24 protein-coding genes are annotated in these 21,847 nt (G+C 46.5%); 12 read left to right on the forward strand and 12 right to left on the reverse strand.

The features are described from left to right. Positions 1-60: 60 nt before the first annotated feature. The 3 genes from IJ23_RS20310 to IJ23_RS20320 form a co-directional block, all read right to left on the reverse strand. Positions 61-1,197 (reverse strand): glycerate kinase, encoded by a 1,137-nt coding sequence (locus tag IJ23_RS20310; RefSeq protein WP_033907195.1) that lies wholly within the window; start codon positions 1,195-1,197, stop codon positions 61-63. A gap of 16 nt (positions 1,198-1,213) precedes the next feature. Continuing rightward, positions 1,214-2,566 (reverse strand): GntP family permease, encoded by a 1,353-nt coding sequence (locus IJ23_RS20315; RefSeq protein WP_017634362.1) that lies wholly within the window; start codon positions 2,564-2,566, stop codon positions 1,214-1,216. Between the two features lie 158 nt (positions 2,567-2,724). Further along, on the reverse strand, positions 2,725-3,867 hold the full coding sequence (locus IJ23_RS20320; RefSeq protein ID WP_005374330.1) for a sugar diacid recognition domain-containing protein: 1,143 nt from the start codon (positions 3,865-3,867) through the stop codon (positions 2,725-2,727). Between the two features lie 234 nt (positions 3,868-4,101). Here IJ23_RS20320 and IJ23_RS25475 point away from each other — a divergent pair, with 234 nt between their 5' ends. Beyond that, complete coding sequence (locus tag IJ23_RS25475; RefSeq protein ID WP_005374332.1) at positions 4,102-4,275, forward strand: hypothetical protein; 174 nt, start codon at positions 4,102-4,104, stop codon at positions 4,273-4,275. A gap of 70 nt (positions 4,276-4,345) precedes the next feature. Here the strand turns inward: IJ23_RS25475 and IJ23_RS20325 are convergent, their stop codons facing one another. Continuing rightward, on the reverse strand, positions 4,346-4,708 hold the full coding sequence (locus IJ23_RS20325) for a hypothetical protein (protein ID WP_017634365.1): 363 nt from the start codon (positions 4,706-4,708) through the stop codon (positions 4,346-4,348). A 276-nt stretch (positions 4,709-4,984) separates the two neighbouring features. On the opposite strand from IJ23_RS20325, the gene IJ23_RS20330 reads away from it, so the two are divergent. The 5 genes from IJ23_RS20330 (at position 4,985) to IJ23_RS20350 (ending at position 9,016) form a co-directional block, all read left to right on the forward strand. Continuing rightward, positions 4,985-6,832: a M3 family metallopeptidase gene (locus tag IJ23_RS20330; RefSeq protein WP_033907196.1), complete on the forward strand. Its 1,848-nt coding sequence runs from the start codon at positions 4,985-4,987 to the stop codon at positions 6,830-6,832. A 69-nt stretch (positions 6,833-6,901) separates the two neighbouring features. Next, the gene (locus IJ23_RS20335; RefSeq protein ID WP_033907197.1) at positions 6,902-7,438 is read left to right on the forward strand and encodes a DUF924 family protein; all 537 of its coding nucleotides are present in this window, start codon (positions 6,902-6,904) and stop codon (positions 7,436-7,438) included. 24 nt (positions 7,439-7,462) lie between these two features. After that, positions 7,463-7,792 carry a DUF4144 domain-containing protein gene (locus IJ23_RS20340; RefSeq protein ID WP_033907198.1) on the forward strand — a complete coding sequence of 110 codons (330 nt, stop codon included), beginning with the start codon at positions 7,463-7,465 and terminating at the stop codon, positions 7,790-7,792. Between the two features lie 139 nt (positions 7,793-7,931). After that, positions 7,932-8,417, forward strand: a complete 486-nt coding sequence (locus IJ23_RS20345; RefSeq protein ID WP_025768760.1) for a VOC family protein — start codon at positions 7,932-7,934, stop codon at positions 8,415-8,417. Between the two features lie 173 nt (positions 8,418-8,590). Next, a complete protein-coding gene (locus IJ23_RS20350) occupies positions 8,591-9,016 on the forward strand; it encodes a VOC family protein (protein WP_033907199.1) in 426 nt (141 codons plus the stop codon). Between the two features lie 77 nt (positions 9,017-9,093). Here IJ23_RS20350 and IJ23_RS20355 read toward each other — a convergent pair whose 3' ends face one another. Next, entirely contained in the window at positions 9,094-10,230 is a 1,137-nt protein-coding gene (locus IJ23_RS20355; protein WP_033907256.1) for an MBL fold metallo-hydrolase, read from the reverse strand. 179 nt (positions 10,231-10,409) lie between these two features. Here IJ23_RS20355 and IJ23_RS20360 point away from each other — a divergent pair, with 179 nt between their 5' ends. Then, positions 10,410-10,655: a Rho-binding antiterminator gene (locus tag IJ23_RS20360; protein ID WP_033907200.1), complete on the forward strand. Its 246-nt coding sequence runs from the start codon at positions 10,410-10,412 to the stop codon at positions 10,653-10,655. A gap of 96 nt (positions 10,656-10,751) precedes the next feature. On the opposite strand, the gene IJ23_RS20365 is transcribed toward IJ23_RS20360, so the two are convergent. From IJ23_RS20365 to ompW, 3 genes are all read right to left on the reverse strand, one after another. Next, entirely contained in the window at positions 10,752-12,242 is a 1,491-nt protein-coding gene (locus tag IJ23_RS20365; RefSeq protein ID WP_033907201.1) for an MDR family MFS transporter, read from the reverse strand. Further along, positions 12,239-13,264: an HlyD family secretion protein gene (locus tag IJ23_RS20370; RefSeq protein ID WP_033907202.1), complete on the reverse strand. Its 1,026-nt coding sequence runs from the start codon at positions 13,262-13,264 to the stop codon at positions 12,239-12,241. The genes IJ23_RS20365 and IJ23_RS20370 overlap by 4 nt, the downstream gene beginning before the upstream one ends. A 214-nt stretch (positions 13,265-13,478) precedes the next feature. After that, positions 13,479-14,120: an outer membrane protein OmpW gene (gene ompW, locus IJ23_RS20375; RefSeq protein ID WP_033907203.1), complete on the reverse strand. Its 642-nt coding sequence runs from the start codon at positions 14,118-14,120 to the stop codon at positions 13,479-13,481. A 496-nt stretch (positions 14,121-14,616) separates the two neighbouring features. On the opposite strand from ompW, the gene IJ23_RS20380 reads away from it, so the two are divergent. Genes IJ23_RS20380 through IJ23_RS20390 form a run of 3 tightly spaced genes read left to right on the forward strand, consistent with a single transcriptional unit; the run spans position 14,617 to position 16,247 of the window. Continuing rightward, the gene (locus tag IJ23_RS20380) at positions 14,617-15,267 is read left to right on the forward strand and encodes a Qnr family pentapeptide repeat protein (RefSeq protein WP_005374358.1); all 651 of its coding nucleotides are present in this window, start codon (positions 14,617-14,619) and stop codon (positions 15,265-15,267) included. A 9-nt stretch (positions 15,268-15,276) separates the two neighbouring features. After that, the gene (locus IJ23_RS20385; RefSeq protein ID WP_033907204.1) at positions 15,277-15,588 is read left to right on the forward strand and encodes a cupin domain-containing protein; all 312 of its coding nucleotides are present in this window, start codon (positions 15,277-15,279) and stop codon (positions 15,586-15,588) included. Positions 15,589-15,626: 38 nt separating this feature from the next. Further along, positions 15,627-16,247: an HAD-IB family hydrolase gene (locus IJ23_RS20390; protein ID WP_033907205.1), complete on the forward strand. Its 621-nt coding sequence runs from the start codon at positions 15,627-15,629 to the stop codon at positions 16,245-16,247. 117 nt (positions 16,248-16,364) lie between these two features. Here IJ23_RS20390 and IJ23_RS20395 read toward each other — a convergent pair whose 3' ends face one another. Next, positions 16,365-17,543: a lytic polysaccharide monooxygenase gene (locus IJ23_RS20395; protein ID WP_033907206.1), complete on the reverse strand. Its 1,179-nt coding sequence runs from the start codon at positions 17,541-17,543 to the stop codon at positions 16,365-16,367. Between the two features lie 214 nt (positions 17,544-17,757). Further along, positions 17,758-18,198, reverse strand: coding sequence for an Lrp/AsnC family transcriptional regulator (locus tag IJ23_RS20400; RefSeq protein WP_005482841.1), 441 nt, complete (start codon positions 18,196-18,198; stop codon positions 17,758-17,760). 114 nt (positions 18,199-18,312) lie between these two features. On the opposite strand from IJ23_RS20400, the gene IJ23_RS20405 reads away from it, so the two are divergent. Both IJ23_RS20405 and IJ23_RS20410 read left to right on the forward strand, forming a co-directional pair. After that, positions 18,313-18,897 (forward strand): LysE family translocator, encoded by a 585-nt coding sequence (locus IJ23_RS20405; RefSeq protein WP_033907207.1) that lies wholly within the window; start codon positions 18,313-18,315, stop codon positions 18,895-18,897. Between the two features lie 179 nt (positions 18,898-19,076). Next, positions 19,077-19,850 (forward strand): siderophore-interacting protein, encoded by a 774-nt coding sequence (locus tag IJ23_RS20410; RefSeq protein ID WP_033907208.1) that lies wholly within the window; start codon positions 19,077-19,079, stop codon positions 19,848-19,850. A gap of 99 nt (positions 19,851-19,949) precedes the next feature. On the opposite strand, the gene IJ23_RS20415 is transcribed toward IJ23_RS20410, so the two are convergent. Continuing rightward, positions 19,950-20,822, reverse strand: coding sequence for a LysR family transcriptional regulator (locus tag IJ23_RS20415; RefSeq protein WP_017633836.1), 873 nt, complete (start codon positions 20,820-20,822; stop codon positions 19,950-19,952). Between the two features lie 80 nt (positions 20,823-20,902). Continuing rightward, positions 20,903-21,709 (reverse strand): arylamine N-acetyltransferase family protein, encoded by an 807-nt coding sequence (locus tag IJ23_RS20420; RefSeq protein WP_033907209.1) that lies wholly within the window; start codon positions 21,707-21,709, stop codon positions 20,903-20,905. Positions 21,710-21,847 lie beyond the last annotated feature (138 nt).

The raw sequence follows: 21,847 nt of genomic DNA on the forward strand, positions 1-21,847 counted from the left end.
CAAACACGTAACAACAAAAAACTCCACGCAAAGGTGGAGTTTTTCATATCGTCATCGCCTTCAGTGCGACTTAATTTGCCACATTCTCGCGACGTTTTCGGCTAAGTTAGCAACGTTGACGTCGGCCTCTTTCATGGCCTCAGGTAAGCTCATCGCCCTTGGTACACAAGCAAACACCGCATCAATGCCGCACTCATAAACCGCCTGATAGTTGTCGCCCACACAGCCTGCTAATGCAATGACTGGTAAATTACACTGCTTGGCGACCTGAGCAACGCCCATCGGCGTTTTGCCATGTGCGGTTTGATGATCGATTCGACCCTCGCCTGTAAATACGATATCCGCATCCGCAACATGCTGAGCAAGTTTGACCGTTTCAAGCACAATCTCAATTCCCGGTTGCAAACGTGCTGGCGTGTACCCGAGCAAGGCCGCGCCCATACCACCAGCAGCACCCGCCCCTTCACGAGTCAGTACATGCTTACCCGTCGCTTGTTCCGTCAACTCGCCAAACTTGCGCAACGCGTTATCGAGCAGAGTGACGTCTGATACGGTCGCTCCCTTTTGCGGGCCAAAGATAGCCGACGCGCCTTTGTCACCACAGAGTGGGTTATCAACATCGCACGCTACCAACACTTCGCAAGTTGCTAAACGAGGGTCAAGACCAGAAATATCGATGGACGCAAGCGCCGCTAACCCGCCTCCATTTGGGGTAATTGCATGACCAGACTCATCAAGAAACGCCACCCCCAACGCGGTCAACATGCCCACGCCACCATCATTGGTAGCGCTGCCGCCCAAACCAATGATTAAGCGTTGAATACCTCTATCTAGCGCGTGTTTGATCAGCTGTCCAGTACCAATGCTACTGGTCAGTTTTGGGTCGCGAGCGTCACTCGGCACAAGGTGCAACCCACTGGCCTCCGCCATTTCAATAACCGCGGTTTCGCCGTCGCCGAGGATGCCATAAAACGCTTCAACATCATTCCCTAATGGCGCGGTCACCGTTGTGAAGACTTGTTCGCCTTGAGTTGCATCTATCAAAGATTGAACCGTGCCTTCGCCACCGTCTGCGACCGGAACCGTAACAAACTCAGCATTATGCCATACGCGAGCAAGACCCGTTTTGATCGCCTCGCTCACTTGTTTGGCGGTTAAGCTTTCTTTAAATGAATCAGGTGCAATTACCACTTTCATACGTATTTCCAGAGACTTATAAGAGAACGAGGCTCAAAATGTACACCAATGCCATTGCCGTGACACCTTGAACGAGCGTAGCCATGGTTTGCGCGCGGTACGCTAAGCCCACCGACATGCGGCTAAACTGCGAAACTACCCAGAAGAAACTGTCGTTTGCATGAGAGACCGTCATCGCACCTGCACCGATCGCCATCACCGTTAATACGCGGCCCATTTCTGAATCGAGCCCCAATTGCGTGAGCATAGGCGCAACCAAAGCCGATGTGGTCACCAATGCAACCGTTGATGAACCTTGCGCCGACTTTAGCGCAGCCGCAACGATAAATGGCATGAAAATACCCACGCCCAGCGCCGATAGCGTCGTACCTAAGTATTCACCTAGCGGCGTTGCTTTTAATACCGCGCCAAAAGCACCACCCGCACCGGTAATCAAAAGAATAGGCGCAGCAGCCGTAATACCTTGGCTGATTCGCTCGCCAAATTCTTCAATCTTGTTGTCTGACTTGAGTAGGCGAACAGAAAGGAACAGGCCAATCACCAATGCCGTTAGTGGCTGTCCTAAGAAAGTCAGAACATCAAACACAAAACCTTCGCCCAGCGGTAGGCTTGGGAATTTCGCGATAGAGCCAAAACAGATCAATAAGATAGGAACAAAAATAGGAGCGAATGCTTGGCTCGCCGTTGGCAATTTGCCGTAAGACGCTTTGAGTGCTTGCCAGTCTTGCTGAATTTCTTCTGCGGCTTCAATGCCATCTGGTTCAACATGTTGAAATCGGTTCGCCCACAACATCCCCGCTAACGCCGCAACCGCTGCAACAAACACACCCACACCAATCACTAAACCAAGGTTAGATTCCAGGCCTAAGTTACCCGCAGCGGCAATCGGGCCAGGAGTTGGCGGCACAAACGTGTGCGTTGCGTATAGGCCAGTTGCCAACGCCACACTCATCGCAACGCTTGAGGTTTTTAAACGCTTCGCGAGTGATTCTTTGAGCGAGTTCAGAATGACAAAGCCTGAATCACAAAATACTGGAACAGAAACGATGTAACCGATGATACTCATGGTCAATGTAGGGAAACGCTCACCCAACACTTTGATGACCGTATCGGCCATGGTGATCGCCGCACCACTTTTTTCCAAAATAACACCAATGATGGTACCTAAAACGATAACCAAACCAATGTAACCAAGGATGCCGCCAAAGCCAGAAGCAATGGTTTTGGCAATGCTATCTGCCGGTAAGCCGTAAGCAAATGCCGCAAGGAACGCCGCGATGATCAGCGCTAAAAAGGGATGTAATTTGAATTTGGTGGTCGTGAGCACAATAAATGCGATCACCCCAAGCAGGATTAATATAAGGTTCATGATAACTCCATTTATTCTTATTTTGCTGAGCGAGTCCGTGTTGGCTCACTCAACATGTAGGGACGCATGAATTATTAATCGTTTGCTTTCGAATTCCTTTAGGCGGAGTGACAAATGATGTGGTCAAAAAATAACGCGTATTGTGCAAATGCACAACATCACGACATTTTTGAGAGCCGAGTCGCAATATAAAGCTCCGCTAACCCCACAAAATTGGTGGTTGGCAACCCTGTTATCTCGGTGATTTTCTCTAACCGATAGCGCAGAGTGTTCCGGTGAATAAACAGCATTTTAGAGCATTCTGTTACATTGCCATTGCATTCAAACAGTGCATCTAGGGTTTTCAATAATTGCCCAGATTTGTCTTTCTCTTTCAACCGTTTCACACCATCAATAATTTGTTCACCTTGCCAAATATCCGCCAACGGCGCTAACAAAACAGGCAAACGAAGTTCATCGAACAGGTACTTACGTTTCTCTGGGTAGAACTGCTTGCCAATAGCTAATACCTGCTTCGCGCTTTGGTATGACAACGCGACATCTTTAGGCTCATTAAACAGCTGTCCTAGCGCAATGTGAAACGTATGCGAATCGTGATCGCTTAAACGCGACATCAACTTATCAATGCGCTCACTTTCAACTTGGCTATCCCACTGCTTGGCGGAATGACACGGTTTCAACACCACAATTTCATTCACCGAGACAATCGCAACTAGGTTGTTACGCTCTGGGTATTCAAGCAGCTCAACAATATTGCGCACACTCTTCATGCTTTTCGAGGCGGACGGCGTCGAGACTTCAATCACCGTTGCCACCCGTGGTTGAGTAACATCGATAGAAAGACGCATCGCCCAATCTTTCAGCTCTTCATCGGTCAATTTCCCATTGATCCAAGCCAGAATAAACTCTTCGCGATGACGTCTGTCCCACTGAAATTTTTCCACCAGCGCAGCTTGCTCTATTGTTAGTTCAGCGGTCATTTTAACCAGTTTGGCAAAATCTCGGATTTTCTCCGGCTCTCCTGTGACACCAACAATACCAACCACGTCGCCATGTAATTTCAACAACATATTGATACCGGGTTTGACACCCTGCAACGTCAAACATTGCTGCTCATTAAGCTCTAGCGAATCGCCATGATTCAGCGCCAGTACCGCGCCATCATGCACTTGCCCAACACGTTTAGGGTCGCCACTGCCAATGATGATGCCTGCCGAGTTCATCACATTCACATTGTGACCAATGATGGACATGGTTCGATCAACAATTTGTTGTGCTAAAGCGTGGTCGAGAATCACCATTTCGAGTTTCCAAATTGACCGTTTAATCACTCAATAAATCACAAATGGCAAACTATCGCGATGCTGCGGTTCTAAATAACGGAAGCAGCTCAAAGCATTATCCAATTACCCATATTTAAAAAGTGGATTAAACCTTCATTTTTAGCAGCGGGTTATATACTTAGAACAAAGGTTACCAATGCATTCTTCACTGTGCATTGATGCCACTCGTCTACCTACAGAGGAGAGATCAACATGGAGTTACGGAATAAATCGGGGGAAGTTGCAAATATTGCTGATAACCTCACTTTGAAGGAAATCACAGAAATGGGCTACACCGTAGATTTATGCGATGAAGCATTTGCTCCTGGAGAGCATTGGAAAGCGGAAGGTAAAACGCAAGGTATGGGCGAGTATCCAGAGGAGTAAACGTCCTGACGAGCCAGCGCACAAAAGCGTTCCACAAACAGAAAAACCGAGCGACTTAACGCTCGGTTTTTTACTTTTGAACTTCTTGAATAAACAAGCTCATCTCTTCAAGATAATTGCCGTTTGAGCATCCCCAGTCGGTGACCTCAATCAACTCAGTAACTAACTGTCCAGACTCATCATCTTGCACTCTCTGCACAAACGCTTCAAAACGTTCCAGTTGTGCCTGACTCTTAACGCCATGCACGGCATATTCTACAAGCAAGCCGTTGTACGTCTGCCAGCGCTGGTCGCCCGCAACATCATTGCTTAAAATCACAGAACACTTTTGTTGAATGCTTTCAACCGCATCATTTCTTGGTGGCGCGACTGTGGAACATCCAACTAAAATCGTACCTACCGCCAATAACGTAACTTTTGTCTTATTTATCATATCGTTTCCAACTGTATCGCCACGATATGGAAATCTTATTACACCTGATAAGGATCATCGATAGCGCACCGCAGATTAATTACTTAATAAACTGTAAACTCCATACCAGTCTTAACACTGCAAGCTCATAACTCCTATTAACTCACCCAAATGTAAACAAATAGTAAAATCACCTTTACGCGATGCAAAATCGACAAATGAGATTAGCGTTCCTTTCTCGCGACCAAGCGTGCAATAATCAACTATCTACATAACGAAACCATTTGAAGGATCAAAATGACCGCAACGGATTACCTCAACGACCTCAATCAACGTTACCTTGCGATTCACCGCACCAAAGAAGATTTCTTTTGGGAAACTTATATGGGGATCAGCGATGACCATGATGGCTCGACGCAAGCACAAACGGCATGGACAAGCTTTTTAAGCAACGCCGAGCAAATTACTGCCATCAAACAACAGCTTGAAGCCGCGGACTCAATTACCGACCCACAAGAGAAACAACAAACCATTACGGGTCTATCTGGTTGGCTGGTGATGTTTGAATCTCACGCTATCGAGGGCGAAAAAGCACAAGCGTTGAAAAATCAGCTCATTGCCTTTGAAGCTGAGCTCTTCGAGAAAAAACAGAACCACGTACAAACATTTACCGATGAGAACGGCGAGCAAGTAGAAGGTTCACTTCCAGTATTAAGCTCAACCATTCGCACCAGCAATCATGAAGAAGTTCGCCAATCGGCTCATCAAGCGTTGCTGAACCTTGAACAATGGCTACTGCAAAACGGCTTTATTGAACTGATCAAACTGCGCAACCAGTTCGCTCGCTCACTGGGTTATGCGACTTTCTTTGATTACTCCGTGCAAAAAACGGAAAAGATGAGCACTGAGCAGCTATTCGAAATTTTGGAAGATTTCGAACAACGCACGCGAGATGCGCATCTAAACAGCTTAGAAAACTTGGCGAAAGAGAAAGGCGCAAGCGCACTAGCAGGCTACAACTTTGTTTACTCATTCGCGGGTGACGTCATGCGTGACCTTGATCCATACGTGCCGTTCTCTAAATCTCTGAGACGCTGGGTAGAATCGTTTGGTCGTCTAAATATTGATTACTCTGGCGCGACGCTAACGCTGGATTTACTAGATCGCAAAGGTAAGTACCCGAATGGGTTCTGCCACGGCCCTATCCCTTCTTTCTATAATCAAGGCGAATGGGTCGCAGCGCAGGTGAACTTCACCAGTAATGCCAAACCAGACCAAGTGGGCAGCGGCTACGATGGCATTAACACGCTGTTCCACGAAGGTGGCCACGCAGCACACTTTGCGAACGTAAAAATGAACGCGCCTTGTTTCTCGCAGGAGTTTGCGCCGACGTCAATGGCTTATGCAGAAACTCAGTCGATGTTCTGTGATAGCCTGTTAACCGATGCCGATTGGCTAAAACAGTACGCACTGGATGATGAAGGGAATTCTGTGCCTGATGAGATTATTCAAGCAATGATCAACAGCCGTCAGCCATTCAAAGCTTATGAAGAACGTAGCATCTTGGTTGTACCATATTTTGAGCGCGCGTTGTATCAATTGAGCGATGACGAGTTAACGCCAGAGCGCATCACTAAGCTCGCTCGCGATTGTGAAAAACAGATCCTTGGTTTGGAATGCAGCCCTCGCCCACTGATGGCGATTCCACATTTGCTATCCGACGAAGCGGCTTGTGCGTATCAAGGTTATCTACTCGCGCACATGGCGGTGTATCAGACCCGTGCATACTTCCTTGAGAAGTTTGGTTACCTGACGGATAACCCAGAAATTGGCCCACTGCTGGCAAAACACTACTGGCACGCAGGCAATCACTTGTCGCACAACGAAACCATTGTCAGCCTGACTGGCGAAGGCTTCAATGCCAAATACCTTGCAGACGTGTGTAACCTGTCGCCAGAACAGGCATGGGAAGTGCAGCAGAAGAAAATCGACTCACTTGCGACGCGAGAGCGAGCATCAGTCGCTTCACTGAACGCCGCGATTAAAGTCGTCGACGGCAGTAAAGAGCTGGCAAGCAACGCCATCTCTGACGAACAAATGTGTGACGATTTTGAACATTACATCATAGAGACTTACGGTCGATAACACGCAGAAAGCCAGGAGCTCGCCTTCTGGCTTTTTATTCTTTAGCTAATGCAATAGGAAGGAAGATCCATGTACCAAGAAGTCATCAAATTTTGGTTCGAGGAGCTATCGCCCAAAAATTGGTTTGAAAACAACCCAGAACTGGACAAGCGTATTACATCGCGATTTGCCTCGGTATTAGAACAAGCGGCTCGTTGTGAACTGTTTAATTGGCGTGACAGCGCACAAGGACGATTGGCCGAAATCATCGTCCTCGACCAGTTTTCACGTAATGTGTATCGCAACACCCCAAAAGCGTTTGCACAAGACCCACTCGCATTAGCATTGGCTCAAGAGGCAATTCGGTTAGGTCACGACAAAGAATTAGCGCCCGAGCAGCTAAGCTTTTTGTACATGCCGTTTATGCACAGCGAATCTCGCCTCATTCATGTCCAAGCTGAAAAATTGTTTCGCGCATCAGGGCTTGAAAATAACTACGATTTTGAGCTAAAACACAAAGCCATCATCGACCAGTTTGGGCGCTATCCTCATCGCAATGCGATACTGGGAAGAAAGAGCACTCCCGAAGAGTTAGCGTTTTTGCAACAACCTGGGTCAAGTTTCTAAATAACAATGAATAATGAGTTAACCATGAGAGACCACGCAGTATGCTGGCCATGCTTGCTAAAACTAGACGGCGACGATGAGCTGATCTACACGCATTCCCAGTCCGACTTAGACTCTGAATGCGAAGCCCTCATTTTTGGGCAAGATGATTACGTTATCGACTCAAATGGCAACACGTTTGAATTGAAAAACAATGGTTCGAACACCACTCTTTTACATCCAAAAGAACGAACGCTGTCCGTAGAAGAAGTTACGTCATTAATCCAATCGCATGAATTCAGCCTCGCGCAACGGTGCATTATCAAGATTCATTTCACCTCGGTGAGGCAAGCTGTTGAGGCCTTAGCTCACTAAATCAATCCCAATACGCACATCATTAAATAAAATTATCATTTTTATAATTTATGATAATTTCATGTAATCAATATCACACCATATACTCTCCCACATCGAAACAAGACAACGTTCAAACACACATGTTGGGAGCAAACAAATGAAAATGAATCATGTCGGTATTATGGTCGGAGATATGGACAAAGCGGTTGAGTTTTACACGCAAGCGCTAGGTCTAAAAGTCGTTATGGGCAACACGAAAGTGATTGAAGAACGCGAAACGGCAATTGGCAGAATGTGTATTGCGGTCTTTGGGGAAGGCTTTAAAGGCTTCAACATTGCGCACCTTGTGACAAGTGATGGCATCGGCCTTGAATTATTCGAAATGAAAGAGCGTCAAGAGCGCCATGAAGTGGATTTTTCTCGCATCGGTATCTTCCATTTCTGTTTGCAGACAGACGATTTTGAAGGTGCTATCAAACGCACCGAAGCACTAGGTGGCAAAGTGCGCATGGACATCATGCGTTACCACCCAGAAGACGATAATAAGCCTGCGAAAATGGTTTACCTAGAAGACCCATTCGGCAACCTATTCGAGCTTTACTCACATTCATACGAAGAAACTTACGCTTCTGATTACGAGTAATAGCCCCATCCATATTCCAAAAGGCTAGCAATACGCTAGCCTTTTTGTTTGCTTTGAGTTGCAGTGTTTCTGCACTCGCTCTAGCAAAAAAACATCTGGAATTTGATCATTTCTCTCACCACTTTTAAGGTCACTTTATACTTACCTCAACACAATGCAAAAAGGAGTGAAGTATGCCCACCAAAAATCCAATCGCCATCAAAGCGCTTGATCATGTTGTATTAAGGACCTGTAACCTCGATGCTATGTTGCATTTCTATCGAGACATTTTGGGCTGCCCTGTCGAGCGCCAAGTAACGGAACTTGGTTTAACTCAACTTAGGGCAGGTAACGCATTGATTGATGTGGTGACGGTAGACAGCGAATTGGGCCAACTCGGCGGAAAGCCACCAGTTCAAAATGGTCGTAATATTGATCATTTTTGCCTGCAATTGGCGCCTTTTTCCGAGGATGAATTACTGGAATATTTGCGTTCGAACGGCATTGAAACCGAAGAGTTTGCGAAACGCTACGGCGCACAAGGATTCGGTCGCTCACTCTATATTCATGATCCGGAAGGAAATGTCGTCGAGTTAAAACCTCAAGTGATTGATGAGTAAGCGAGTAAAAAACCTTGTTATATTCTGAAAATAACAAGGTTAACTTCTAAAATAATTATTGAAGTAAGAACATATTATTAAGTCAAAATTCTAGCTGGCTCACCTATTTCTTTTTCTCGCCACCACTGTTTATTTATATGTTCTTGATGAACGTAAAAACTCTCCCCCGGCATTGGCGTCAGCAGCGTTATATGTTCTTTTTGACAATGGGCAAGTAAATCTAAAATCGGTTCGTCCCAGCGGTGAGTAAACAGTTCGTATGTAGCCCAATGTACTGGCAACAGTTTTTTCGCATTTAAATCGCGAAACGCTTGCACGGTATGATGAGCCTGCATGTGCCCCCAGTTTTCGACCGGATAACCTTGGCCTTTCACATCGGCAGCCACTTCCAAACAGGCAATGTCGATTGGTCCACATCGCTGTGCGATCTCGGAAAAGTGCGAGTCGTAAGCTGAATCGCCACTAAAATAGAGCGTCTCTTCTTTTCCTTTGATGACCCAAGAAGCCCACAGGGTCGCGTTTTTATCGAAATAAGTACGACCCGAATTATGGTTAGCAGGCGTACAAATCAGTTCAATTCCGGCATAGTGCACGTTATCCCACCAATCGAATTCCACGATGTTGTCTGCGCAAACGCCCCACTTTATCAGATGCTTTCCAACCCCTAAGGGTACATAAAACGTCACGGGTTTATCGGCGTAGAAACGTATGGTCGATGCTTCTAAATGGTCGTAATGATCGTGCGAAATCACGATAATTTCAGGAATCGGTAAACAATCTCTGGCGTGGGTATTGGGAATATTGCGTTCAAACCACGCTTTTGCGACGAACGGAGAAGCGTAATCAAAGACCGGATCGGTCAGAATTCGAATGCCATCGACCTCCACCAGCATAGTGGAATGGCCCAGCCAAGTAAGGCGCATCGATTCACTTCGCTGCGCAAACTGCGTAGGTTGAATTGGGGAATGTGGCAGATGTTCGTTAGGACTCAACGGCGTTCTACCACCAAGATAACTCCAACACACCTGCCAGAATGATTGCGGACTAGGGACATTTGGCATCTCGTTTTTAACGCGGCCGTTTTCAAATTGAGGCGAGTAGTGAATACGGTGCGCCAACTGCGCATGGTAGGTTTGAGGCGGAATCAGTGAACTTGGCTTTTGTGTCTTTTGTTCACTCGTTAGGTATGTGCGCTTAAGTATCGTTTCAGACATATCGTAGTTTTGTCTCGCTTGCGAACGCTCAACAGTAGGTTTATTAAAACGTGCGTGTATGTCTATTTCGTGACCAAAATGAGGTGTAAGATGAAGATTCAGTTTCAATCAAACGTCTTCTATTTAAGGATACGGTTCTCAAACCTCTGAATACTGCGTAGGTTTGAAAGGAGAAAACTATGGTGACTTGCAGCCAATACGATTTTATTGAAATCGCCTGTATGTTTAAGCTCCCTATCGAGATCACACTAAAAAATGGTGAAACTCATCAGGGCAACGCATTCGACACAGGCTACGACATGCAGCGACAAGAGTGTTTGTTTTTAGATATGGATGGTGAGCACACCGCTTTCCCGGCTGAACAATTAGTCGCAATGCGCGCGCTCAAAACCAATCCGCATTTTGACGAAGTGACGTTTGAGTAAACGTCCTTCTTTCACTGGCACTGTCCAATAAAAAACGCCTCTCAAGCTGACACAACTTGAGAGGCGTTCTCTTACACTATTCACCGGAACTTCATGTTATTCACGCGACCGAATGAAAACCAGCATCGGCATCATGATCACGAACATCACTCCCACAAGCTGGAAGGTGTGCACAAACGCGACCATTTGCGATTGCTGCTGCAACATCTGTTGGTATTGGTCTAACGCAACCGGGTCGGTAATAGAAAGCCCCTGATTGGCCGCCCAGTCATGCAAGTTAGGATTATAAGGATTAATACCCTCTCCCAGTGCATGCCATTGCTGCTGACTATCACGATATTGGAACGTGGTGGCGATAGAAATACCAAACGAGCTACCAATGGTACGGAACAGATTGTAAATACTCGCCGCCGCAACAGATTGCTCTTTCGGAATCGTTAAATACGCCAAGGTGGATAGCGTCGAGAAGGTTAAACCAAGCCCCATCCCCTGAATCATACTCGGCATCACAATCCAAAATGTATCGATCTGCAGTGAGTATTGCGTCATCAAATAACTACCAATCCCGATGCAGCTTAAGCCAAAGACTATTTTGATTCTGGGATCGAATTGCGGATTGAGCTTAATCACCAAAATCAACATCGCCGCTGACGCCAACCCACGCGGTGCCATTAATAAACCAGTGGTTGAGACCGGATAATCCAGCAAGCTTTCCAACAGCATTGGTTGTTGAGTCGTCAGACCAAACATCGCCATCGACACCACGGCAATCATCAATGACGAGACCATAAGGTTTCGGTCTTTCAGTAGCCACAATGGCGCTATTGGACTTTTGGTTTTCCAACTGCGATAGATCCACATCACCAATCCCATGACTGCGAGCAATATCGCCGTCTGAATCATACGTGAGTCGAGCCAGTCGTCTTCATTCCCTTTATCCAACACAAACTGCAACGCGCCCACACCTAACGCCATGTAACCGATGATCCACCAGTCAAAGTTAGGTTTGGATTTGTTGTCGATATGGATATAGCGATAAATCAAAGAGGTACAGATCAAACCGAATGGCAAGTTGATGTAAAAAATCCAGCGCCAGTTAATGTTGTCGGTGATCACACCACCCACAACTGGGCCCAAAATAGGACCAAGCAAAATGCCGATGGAGAAAATCGCCATCGCTTTGCCTTTTTGCTCATACGGATAAATCTGCACTAACGTCGACTGCGCCAATGGAATCACCGACGCGCCGAAAGCGCCTTGGATAATGCGAAATAGCACCATCTCTTCAAGAGACTGTGCTTGCCCACAAAGCGCACTGGCAATCACAAAACCGACCACGGCAACCAGCATGACTTTGCGTTCACCAAAGCGCGACACCCAGAAACTGGTCATCGGAATGAAGATCGCTTCCGCCATGCTGTAACCCGTCAGCACCCAAGTAATTTGGTCTGCCGTTGCGCCCAGCGCGCCCATCATGTGTGATAGCGACACGTTCGCAACGGTCATATCGATTAACACCATGATGGCAGAAAGCATCACGGCGACGGTGGCAATCCCCCGTTTGTCTGCCGTAATTTGGTGGCTCATTGCACGCGACTTTGCAAATCAATGGTGACTTCTGAGCTCGCACCCACGCGAAGTTGCGGCGCATCGGCCGGTACTTCTAATGCCAAACGTACAGGGAAACGCTGTTTGATTTTAACCCAGTTACCCGTTGCGTTTTCTGGTGGCATCAAGGAGAACGATGTACCACTCGCAGGCGACAGCTGCTCTACCGTTGCTTTCCACACCACGTCTGGGTACATATCAATCACCACATCCGCATGCATACCAGGTTTGATGTGAGTAAGATCGGTTTCTTTAAAGTTCGCGCGTACCCAATAGCTGTCTTTTAAAATCACAGGGAACAGCGTTTGACCCACGCTAACAACCGAGCCTACGTGCGTATTGATCTCACCGGCAATGCCATCCACTGGTGACGTAATGTCGGTGTAGCTCAAGTTCAGCTCTGCTTGCGCTAACTGTGCTGCCGCTTGTTGAACAACCGCAGCCTCTGCGCCTTCTTCACCACGGTTCGCAATGGCTTTTTCTACCGTCGCGCGCGCTTGCTCCAGGCTCGCTTGGGCATTGGCTAGTTTGTTTTTTGCCGTATCTAAATCTTGGTCCGACGCCAGTTTGCGTTTCACTAGGGAATCCGTACGTTTGTACTCTACTTGCGCTTCTGTCAGGTTAGAGCGCGCCGCATCTAAGCCCGCAACAGCTTCAGTTACCTGCTTATCGGCAACGTCATGTTGCTGGACCGCCAATTGGTATGCCGCTTTTGCTTGCTTCACTGCCAACAAATATGGGCGTGAATCTATCTTCAGCAGTAGGTCACCTTTGTTAACAGATTGGAAATCTTTAACATCCACAGAAACCACTTGGCCTTTTACCTGAGGCGCTACCGACAAAATTTTTGCCCTAACGTAGGCATCTTCCGTGCTTGGGTGACTGTCTGAATACTGCCAAGACCAATACATCGCACCAAATGCGATAACACAGAGAGTAAAGAAAAGAGTTTTTACCTGCTTAGATCTGGAGGAAGAATGCTTTGCGATGTCGTCGCTCATTTATATTGTCCACTTGTTCAATTATGTGATCAGTGTAGGACTTTTCGATCTTCCGACAATAAAATGATCTGCAAGGTAAAGATCCAATTTTGCATGTTGCTAAGTGGAGTAAATGATGTGCAATCAAAACGAGGATAAAAAAGAGGGGCAGTCCCCGTAACCGCCCCCAAAGTCATGCCAATAATAGTAATGTGCGTGTAACTACTAGTTTTTCTTAGAACTTGTAACCGCCGCTGATCATAAATACCCAAGGGTTAATTTTGACGTCGGTTTTTTGCTTCACTCCACCTGCTTTATAAGTTGCTTCTGTCTCAATGTTTGCGTACCACGCAGCGGCGTTGAGGAACCATTGATCGTTGATCATGTAGTCCACACCAATATTCGCTGCTAGACCGAATGAATCATCTAATTTCAAATCTGACAGGTCAGCGCCTTTACCCGTACTGTTGAAATCTTCATCAAAGAATATGGTGTAGTTAATACCTGCACCAACGTATGGACGGAACTTACTTTGAGACTCGCCAAAATAGTACTGCACCATTAGCGTTGGTGGTAAATGTTTGGTTTTCGCGATATCACTACCAACCAAATCTGTCGAAATGTCGTGGCTGAATGGTGTTGCTGCTAGAAGCTCTAAACTGATGTTGTCTGTAAACATGTAGCCAAACGTCAAACCAAGCTGCGTATTTGAATCCACTTTCAATTCTTCTTGAGAACCAAGAATCTTATCGCTGCTGTCGTTTGGAACGACAGACGCCGCACCAACACGAAGAACGAAGTCACCTTGTTTATGAGCGAAAACACTTGGTGACACGAGTGCAGCAACCACTGCTAGACTGCAGATTGTTTTTTTCATTTTTATTTCCTTTCGTAGGGCTTCGTTATGTCGTACCCAAAGGGGTGCCTGCTAACTGATCTGAGATTTCAAGTAAACTCAGCGCCTTGAAGCACACGGGTATCTATATCTTTTTGAGCTGTGCGCAATCTAGCACATAGAAACCCTACTATTTTGATGGAAATCAATTTGTGAAAAATATAGGTTTTTTGTATGGAGAAACGCCATATTGATCAACAAATTATGCAAATAGGATACAATTCTGTAATGCAAACTGTGCGTGTGAGTTGCCATGCATACCCATAAATGCGAATCCTCTCGTTAAGGCTCGTAGCCAGCAAAAACTTTTTTCGTCCTCTGACGTCTTCTATTTTCAAAAAACAACCCACTTAAAACGCTCGTTTGCCCCCTTAAAATCGCGATTTGAGGGGTTTGTAAAGCACTGAAATACAAGAAGTTATTTTTATGGAAAATCAGTCACTTGGAGTGCTAGTCTGCTCGCAGCTAAGGAGAAGACATGTTAAAAACCGATCTCATTTTTGAACGAGAAAACTTTTCTCATCACGATTTTCAGAATGCCACCTTTAAAAACTGCCACTTTTATATGTGCTGTTTCGACCATGCCGATCTGCGCGATGCTAAGTTCATCGACTGTCGCTTTATCGAATCCAAAGCGCTAGAAGGGTGTAGTTTTCGCTTCGCGAACTTAAAAGACGCCAGCTTTACGAACTGTATGTTGGCGATGAGCCTGTTTAACGGCGCAAATTGTATGGGCTTGGAGCTGCGTAAGTGCGATCTCAAAGGGGCAAACTTCCAAGGTGCGAACTTTGCTAATCGCGTCAGTAACACCATGTTTTTCTGTTCTGCTTTTATTACTGGCTGCAACCTCACCTACTGTAACTTCGAACGAGTGTTACTAGAAAAATGTGACCTCTTTGAAAACCGTTGGAACGGTGCGAACCTCGCAGGGGCAACTCTCAAAGGCTCGGATTTATCTCGCTGCGAATTCTCGCCAGAACAATGGGGAACCTTTAACGTTGAGCAATGTGATCTGACTCATGTCGAACTAGACGGGCTGGATGTGCGCCGCGTTTCTCTGTTTGGTGTTAAAATTTGTGATTGGCAACAAGAGCAATTGCTTGCGCCTTTTGGACTGATCATTCTTTAAGGAAAGGCCATGAACCTGTTTAAAGACTTACCGAATAACCTCGACGAGGAAGTGTTCGAAGACCTGCTGACCCACAAAAACCTGCGTATAGAACGCATTGTCTCAACGGGGCAAACCTCTCCCGAAAGTGGCTGGTACGATCAAGAAGAACATGAATGGGTCTTGGTTCTTAAAGGAGCAGGTGAGCTGACTTTTGAATTAGGTGTCGTGCAACGACTTGAGGCAGGCGATCACGTTACGATTCCAGCTCATACCAAACACAAAGTGAGCTGGACTGACCCAACGCAAGAAACCATCTGGTTGGCGGTGTTTTATCAATAAACACAAAACGATCTTAAACCAAAAAATAGGCGCTGAGTTTGCTCGATACTACTAAGCCGTCACTGGCACTGTTTGATTTTGATGGCACCATCACCCGAGAGGATATGTTTAGCCTTTTCCTCCACTATTCTGCTTATGGCCTGCGCAAACGAGTAGGAAAGGTCGCTATCATGCCATTTTATGCGCTGTACAAACTCGGAGTGTTACCCGCTCGTGTTATGCGCCCTCTCAGCAGTTTTATTGCATTTTCAGGGAAAGAAACGCAGAAAATTGAAGCGATTGGCACTCAGTTTGCCCATGAAGTGATCCCGCTGTACTTACGGCCAGAAGCGATGGAAAGGCTGGCTTGGCATCAACATCGAGGCGATACCATCGTAGTGGTGTCGGCATCACTCAATGCGTATCTCAAGCCTTGGTGTGAGGCGAACGGTTACCACTTGCTGTGCAGTGAACTGATCTCAGAACAGCCAAAACTGAGTGGCTTTTACCAACAAGGTGATTGCAGTTTAGAAAGAAAAGTCTCACGCGTGAAAGCGGCGTTTTCGCTCGACGAGTTTGCGTCTGTTTATGCCTACGGTGATACGCATGAAGACATTCCGATGCTCAAACTGGCAGACTACGCGATGCTCAACTGGAGCGAGTGGAGAGCAAGCGAATAACGATATGTGCTCTGATTTTCAAGACAGCCACTCAACCAAAGTGGTCGTTTTAGACTGAAAAAAACAAACCCTTCTCACATGAGAAGGGTTTTATTGTTCAGGGCCCGAATAAATGGCTTAACGCCATACACCCCACTGACCCGTTGTGCCTGGTTCCTCACCAGACGTCCACCACTGGGCAGTCCATTCTTTACCATTGTGTGTCACCACATCACCTTGGTTGTAAACGGCTGTCTTGTCCCACAAGTTGGTTGGTTCAACTGGTGGCGTGACATCCGCTTTGATCAGTGACAACGCATAACTGAAGTCTGCACTTGGCGCTAATACTTGGTTCGCATTCACGTTGTTACTGTCGAACATGTAGTGATTCATCTCTTGATGCCAAATACCCACATACCAATCGCCCGTTTGCTGCGCGTTAAATTGATCAGCAATTTCTGCCGCCCAAGTCGCCGTATTGTTTGCACTGATTGGTAGTGAAATATCGACAATTTCATTGCCTGTCGCATTAAACGTACGGAAACGAATGGTGTCACCCGCTTCTACTGGTCCGAAACCTTGCTGAACAAAGTAGCCTAGAGATGTCAGATTATTGCCCGGTTCGGTTGGATCAACAGGGTCAGTCGGTGGCGTCGTGCCCGTTCCGTTTAACGTAATGTCACTACAGTTGTAGAAACCTTCCCCAGCGACATCAATGCGCTGCCAACGAGTATAAAGCACCGCATAGCCGGAACGATCAGCAGGGAAAGTCACCTGAATACGGTAGCGTTTTTCCGCATCAACATACACATCACCTGCGGTGTCGATCAGCTCTAAATCACTCCAAGTAAGAGGTTTTGAATCATCATAAGTTGGCTTGGTGAGATAGAATTCCCAGTACGATGGGTTGTGCGGCGCTTTGCCGTAAAACACCAATTCAATCTGGTTATTTGCATCTGGCGTAACATTGGTGCGCTGCCAGTTTGGAGAAGGAATGTTCAAGCCTTTCTTAGCTGCATCGCCAGCAGAACATAGCTCACCGTCGCGAACCACGGCTTTCACATGCTCCATATCTCGATAATTTGGTACGTTTGCTGCAATTTCGCTGCGTTGCACAAACGGGTACGCACCAGATTCTTCAAAAGCCGCTTTACACGCTTGGTTAGGGATCTCGTTGGTCCAAAAGCCACCGTCTAAATAACACGTATTTTGACGAGCACTTGGAAATTCTACCCAGCCGTGGGCGTTGACGTTAAATGAGCTCAATGCGGCAACAGCGCTTAAGCTCAAAAGAGGAAGTGTTACATGTGATTTCATCGTTCATCCTTAATTTTGCTGACTCGCCGCTCTGAAACACAAGCGGTTTAAGCAAAACTAGCAGGATGGGATTATTTAGAAGGTGAGAATAAATATGGAAATTGTAAGAGTGCCATCTGCTTTCCAGCATTTGTTGTGAACCATTCTCATACTCGACTGACTCTTTCGAGTCACTTCAAATTCGTGTGCCACAAAAACTGTCACTCTCGTTTGGCTAGCGCTCGTCTTTTGGTGTGTCCATCACCACCATGGTTGTGATCGACTTGACGTGTTCGCACTCACCCAACACATCAGCGTGAAACGCTTTATAAGCGGCGAGATCTTGCGTTTCCACACGCAGCAAATATTCGTTCGCGCCAGTGATGTTGTGACATTCCACCACCTCGTTTACAAAACGCACATGCTCTTCGAAACCCAACTGCGCCTGCTTAGAGTGCGAGGCCAAACCAATCGACACATAAGCAACAAAACCCACGCCAAGTTGCTGATTATCCAGTACTGCTCGGTAGCCTTTGATCACGCCTTTACGCTCTAAATCTTGCACTCGGCGTAAGGTTGCAGACGGAGATAAACCAACGCGTTCCGACAGCTCCACATTGGAGATTCTTCCGTCTCGTTTGAGCACTTGCAATATTCTTTCGTCAAATCTATCCATGATGATGTTTCATTGCTTATTTAGTTTCTAATCATCAAATAAAAGCACAATATTGACCTCAGTTCTACTTATAGTTGTTCTCAACTTATCGAGAACTGATTCAAGGAACAATCTATGGAATATCATCAACTGGGCGCTTTGGCGTTGTTCGCTTTTGTCTCCACTTTTACGCCGGGTCCCAATAACATTATGTTGATGACCTCAGGGGCAAATGTCGGCTTTAAACGCACTATCCCACACATGTTGGGCATTAACTTCGGCTTTGGTGCCATGCTAATTTTGGTGGGTATTGGCTTGATGAGCCTGTTCCATGCCTACCCGCTAACCCACTCGATTTTAAAAGTATTGAGCTTGAGTTATTTGCTGTACTTGACGTACAAAATCGCCACCAGCGACAAAACCGAAGCAAAACACGATTTTCGCCCGATGTCTTTTTTAGGGGCTGTTGCATTCCAATGGGTGAACCCAAAAGGTTGGTCGATGGCGTTGACGGCCATTACGGTATACACCAGTGGCGGTTCTTGGCTCGAACTGACTTTTATCGCCGGTATCTTCTGTTTAGCTAACTTGCCATCGGTGACATTTTGGACGGCGGCAGGTATGCAATTGCAGCGTTGGTTGACCACCGATAAACGCGTTAAGGGGTTCAACTACAGTATGGCTGCGCTGTTGCTTTTGTCTACGATTCCAATGATATAAGTCCATTTATGGTTAAAAAACGACTCACTTTACGTGGTTAGAGAAAGGATAGAGGTAATATTTTTCTTGAGGCTTTGGCGTTAATTCACAGTGTAAATTTGTTTAAAGACGCTACCCTCTTGTTAGGGAACTTGATAATCTTTAAATGAGAAAGAGAATAATTATCGAGTAAAGTAACAATGAAAAAGAAGCCTCAACCTAAAACGCTTGTTGTCACAGACACAGAAACCATCACTCCAAACATGCAGCGCATTACCTTGCAAGGTGAGGCGCTGAGCCACTTTCCTCGTGACTGCGAAGGCAGTTACATCAAATTACTGTTTAACGATATGGGCGGCGCGGATCTGAGCATCCTGTCAGAAGACGACCGACCAATCATGCGCACCTACACTATTCGACGCTTTCATCCAGAAACCAGTTCAATCGAAGTGGATTTCGTCCGACACGTAACGCAAGATCTGCAATGCGGATTTGCAGCGCGTTGGGCAATGGCCGCGCAAAAAGGCGACACGATCAGCATTGTTGGGCCAGGTAGCATCTCCAACTTAAATACTGAGGCGGATTGGTTCTTCATGGCTGCCGATATGACAGCACTTCCAGCACTTTCTGCGAAAATTCGTACGCTGCCAGAAGAGGCCAAAGGCTACGCTGTGATCAGCGTGATGTCTCCAGCCGACATTCAACCCCTAAACACGCCAGCCGATATGGAGTTGATTTGGCTAACCGAACAGCAAACCTTGGCTGATAGCGTTCGCGAACTCGAGTGGTTAGATGGTAACGCTTCGGTATGGTGTGCGTGTGAGTTCGATTCAATGCGTGCGCTGCGCCAATATTTCCGCAACGAAAAAGAAGTCGATCGCGAGAATATCTACATCAGCAGCTATTGGAAGCAAGGCGTGTCTGAAGATGGGCACAAAGTGATTAAACGTGAAGACGCGGAATCCAACCAATAGTGATTCATGTCTTTTCGATTCCAGCTCTCATCCTAATAAAAACGCCCGGCATCACCGGGCGTTTTAGCAACTTCAGTTGTATTAAAGTTCATGAAAACTCTAATCCGCTAGTTCCTGCGCTAAAAAGTCGATCAACAACCTCACTTTGGGCGATAAATTTCGGCTTTGTGGATACAGTGCCCAAATGCCTTCACGGTCGTCTCGGTAATCGGTCAGCACCTCGACTAGCTCACCGTTATCTAGAGCTTCTTGAACGTAATAGTCCGGCAACTGCACTAAACCCAAACCACGTTTGGCGGCGCCCATTAGCGCAAAACCACTATTGCATTTAATTCTCCCCGATACGCGCAAAGACTTATCGCGTTTATTTTCCTTAAAATGCCAATAATCGACCGAACCAACTAGGCACTGATGTCGAGCCAGTTCGGATAATGTGTGAGGCTCGCCAAATCGCTCCAAATACATAGGGCTAGCACACACGTAATTTTGACGCGACGAAAGACGCTTTGCGATCATGCTGGAATCTTGCAGGCGGCCAAGACGAATCGCCACGTCTACCCCTTGCTCTATCAAATCCAGTTTTTGATTGGTCAGAACTAAATCGAGATCCACACGCGGGTACTTCTCCAAAAACTGATGCAAGAGCGGTGCGAGGTTCATTTCCCCATAGGTCACAGGCGCTGTCACACGCAGCAAACCTCGCGGTTCGGTTTGCATTTGCGTTACAGCAAGCTCAGCTAGTTCTAGCCCTTCGACCAAGTGTTTGCACTGCTGATAATAAAGCTGTCCAGCTTCAGACAGAGAAACTTTTCGCGTCGTGCGATGCAGTAACTTAACCGCAAGACGCTCTTCAAGTGCCGATACGCGGCGACTGATTTGTGCCACTGACGTTTTCAGTTTAGCCGCGGCAGCTGTAAAGCTGTTAGTTTCCGCTACGGCAACAAACTCGCTGACTCCTTCCCAATTCGCCATGCTGTATTCCTGTCGACCTCTTCTAGACAAATAGTGATTACATTGTTCTCGTCGCGCTACGCTTTGAAAACGGGAAAACTTTACGCGTCAGGTAACGGACGAAGTTCGTCGTATTGCGCATCAAGCTCAATGCCAAAATATTCTTTCAACGCATCCAGGTAGGTTTGACCTGGCTCTAGCTCTATTTCTGTTAGCTCTTCATGATTGGTGCATCTGAGTGTGTAGTTAAGCAGCGTCACCAACCCACTTTCTGTCGCTCTAGCAGCGACTCTTGCGCTAGTAAAACGCGAATTAGGCGAAGTCGAGGTAAAGAAGTTGCTACATGCAATGTCACCAGCACACACAAACTCTAGGTCAAAGCTGTATAGATTGTTCCACGTGTCCGTTCCATCGGTTGAAAGCACTTGGAGGAAATAACCAAACTGAGCATCTTTGACAAAACGGAAGGTTTGTAAATCCGTCTGAATCACTTGGTCAAGGATAAACGGCAATGGCGCTCGAGGGGTATTGGAGCCAAAGCCCACATCAATAATCCATGTTTGTTCCTCGAACGTCACTAACGTGATTTGATGACTACGACCTGTTGGTGTACCAGACACATGTACACGCCCTAGCAAACTTCGCGCTTCAAACCCAAGAGTGTTGAGCACATCAAGCATTAAACCATTTAATTCAAAGCAGTAACCACCGCGAGAGTGGTACACGGTTTTTTGAATAATATCTTCAATCTCAACAGAGACGCCTCGCTGCAATGCGATGTCAAAATTCTCAAACGGCAGGCAACGATGCTGCGCCACGTGAATTCTGTGCAATGACTCCAAATCGGCGGGCAATTCACTAGGCAAGCCTAGCTTGGTTAAATAGGCACTCAGATCCGTCTTATTCATAATCACTCTTACTTAGCTGATGGTTTGACAGTTTTCTACTTTAGCCCCTCTATCTAACTTCAGGTCAATCACCTTTTCCATTTCCCTTCCGCTTTAAGGAGGCATCGCACTCTTTTTACACGCTCACCTTATCATTAT

It is taken from the genome of Vibrio sp. OY15 (assembly GCF_000742455.1).
In the GTDB taxonomy this organism is placed as follows: domain Bacteria; phylum Pseudomonadota; class Gammaproteobacteria; order Enterobacterales; family Vibrionaceae; genus Vibrio; species Vibrio alginolyticus.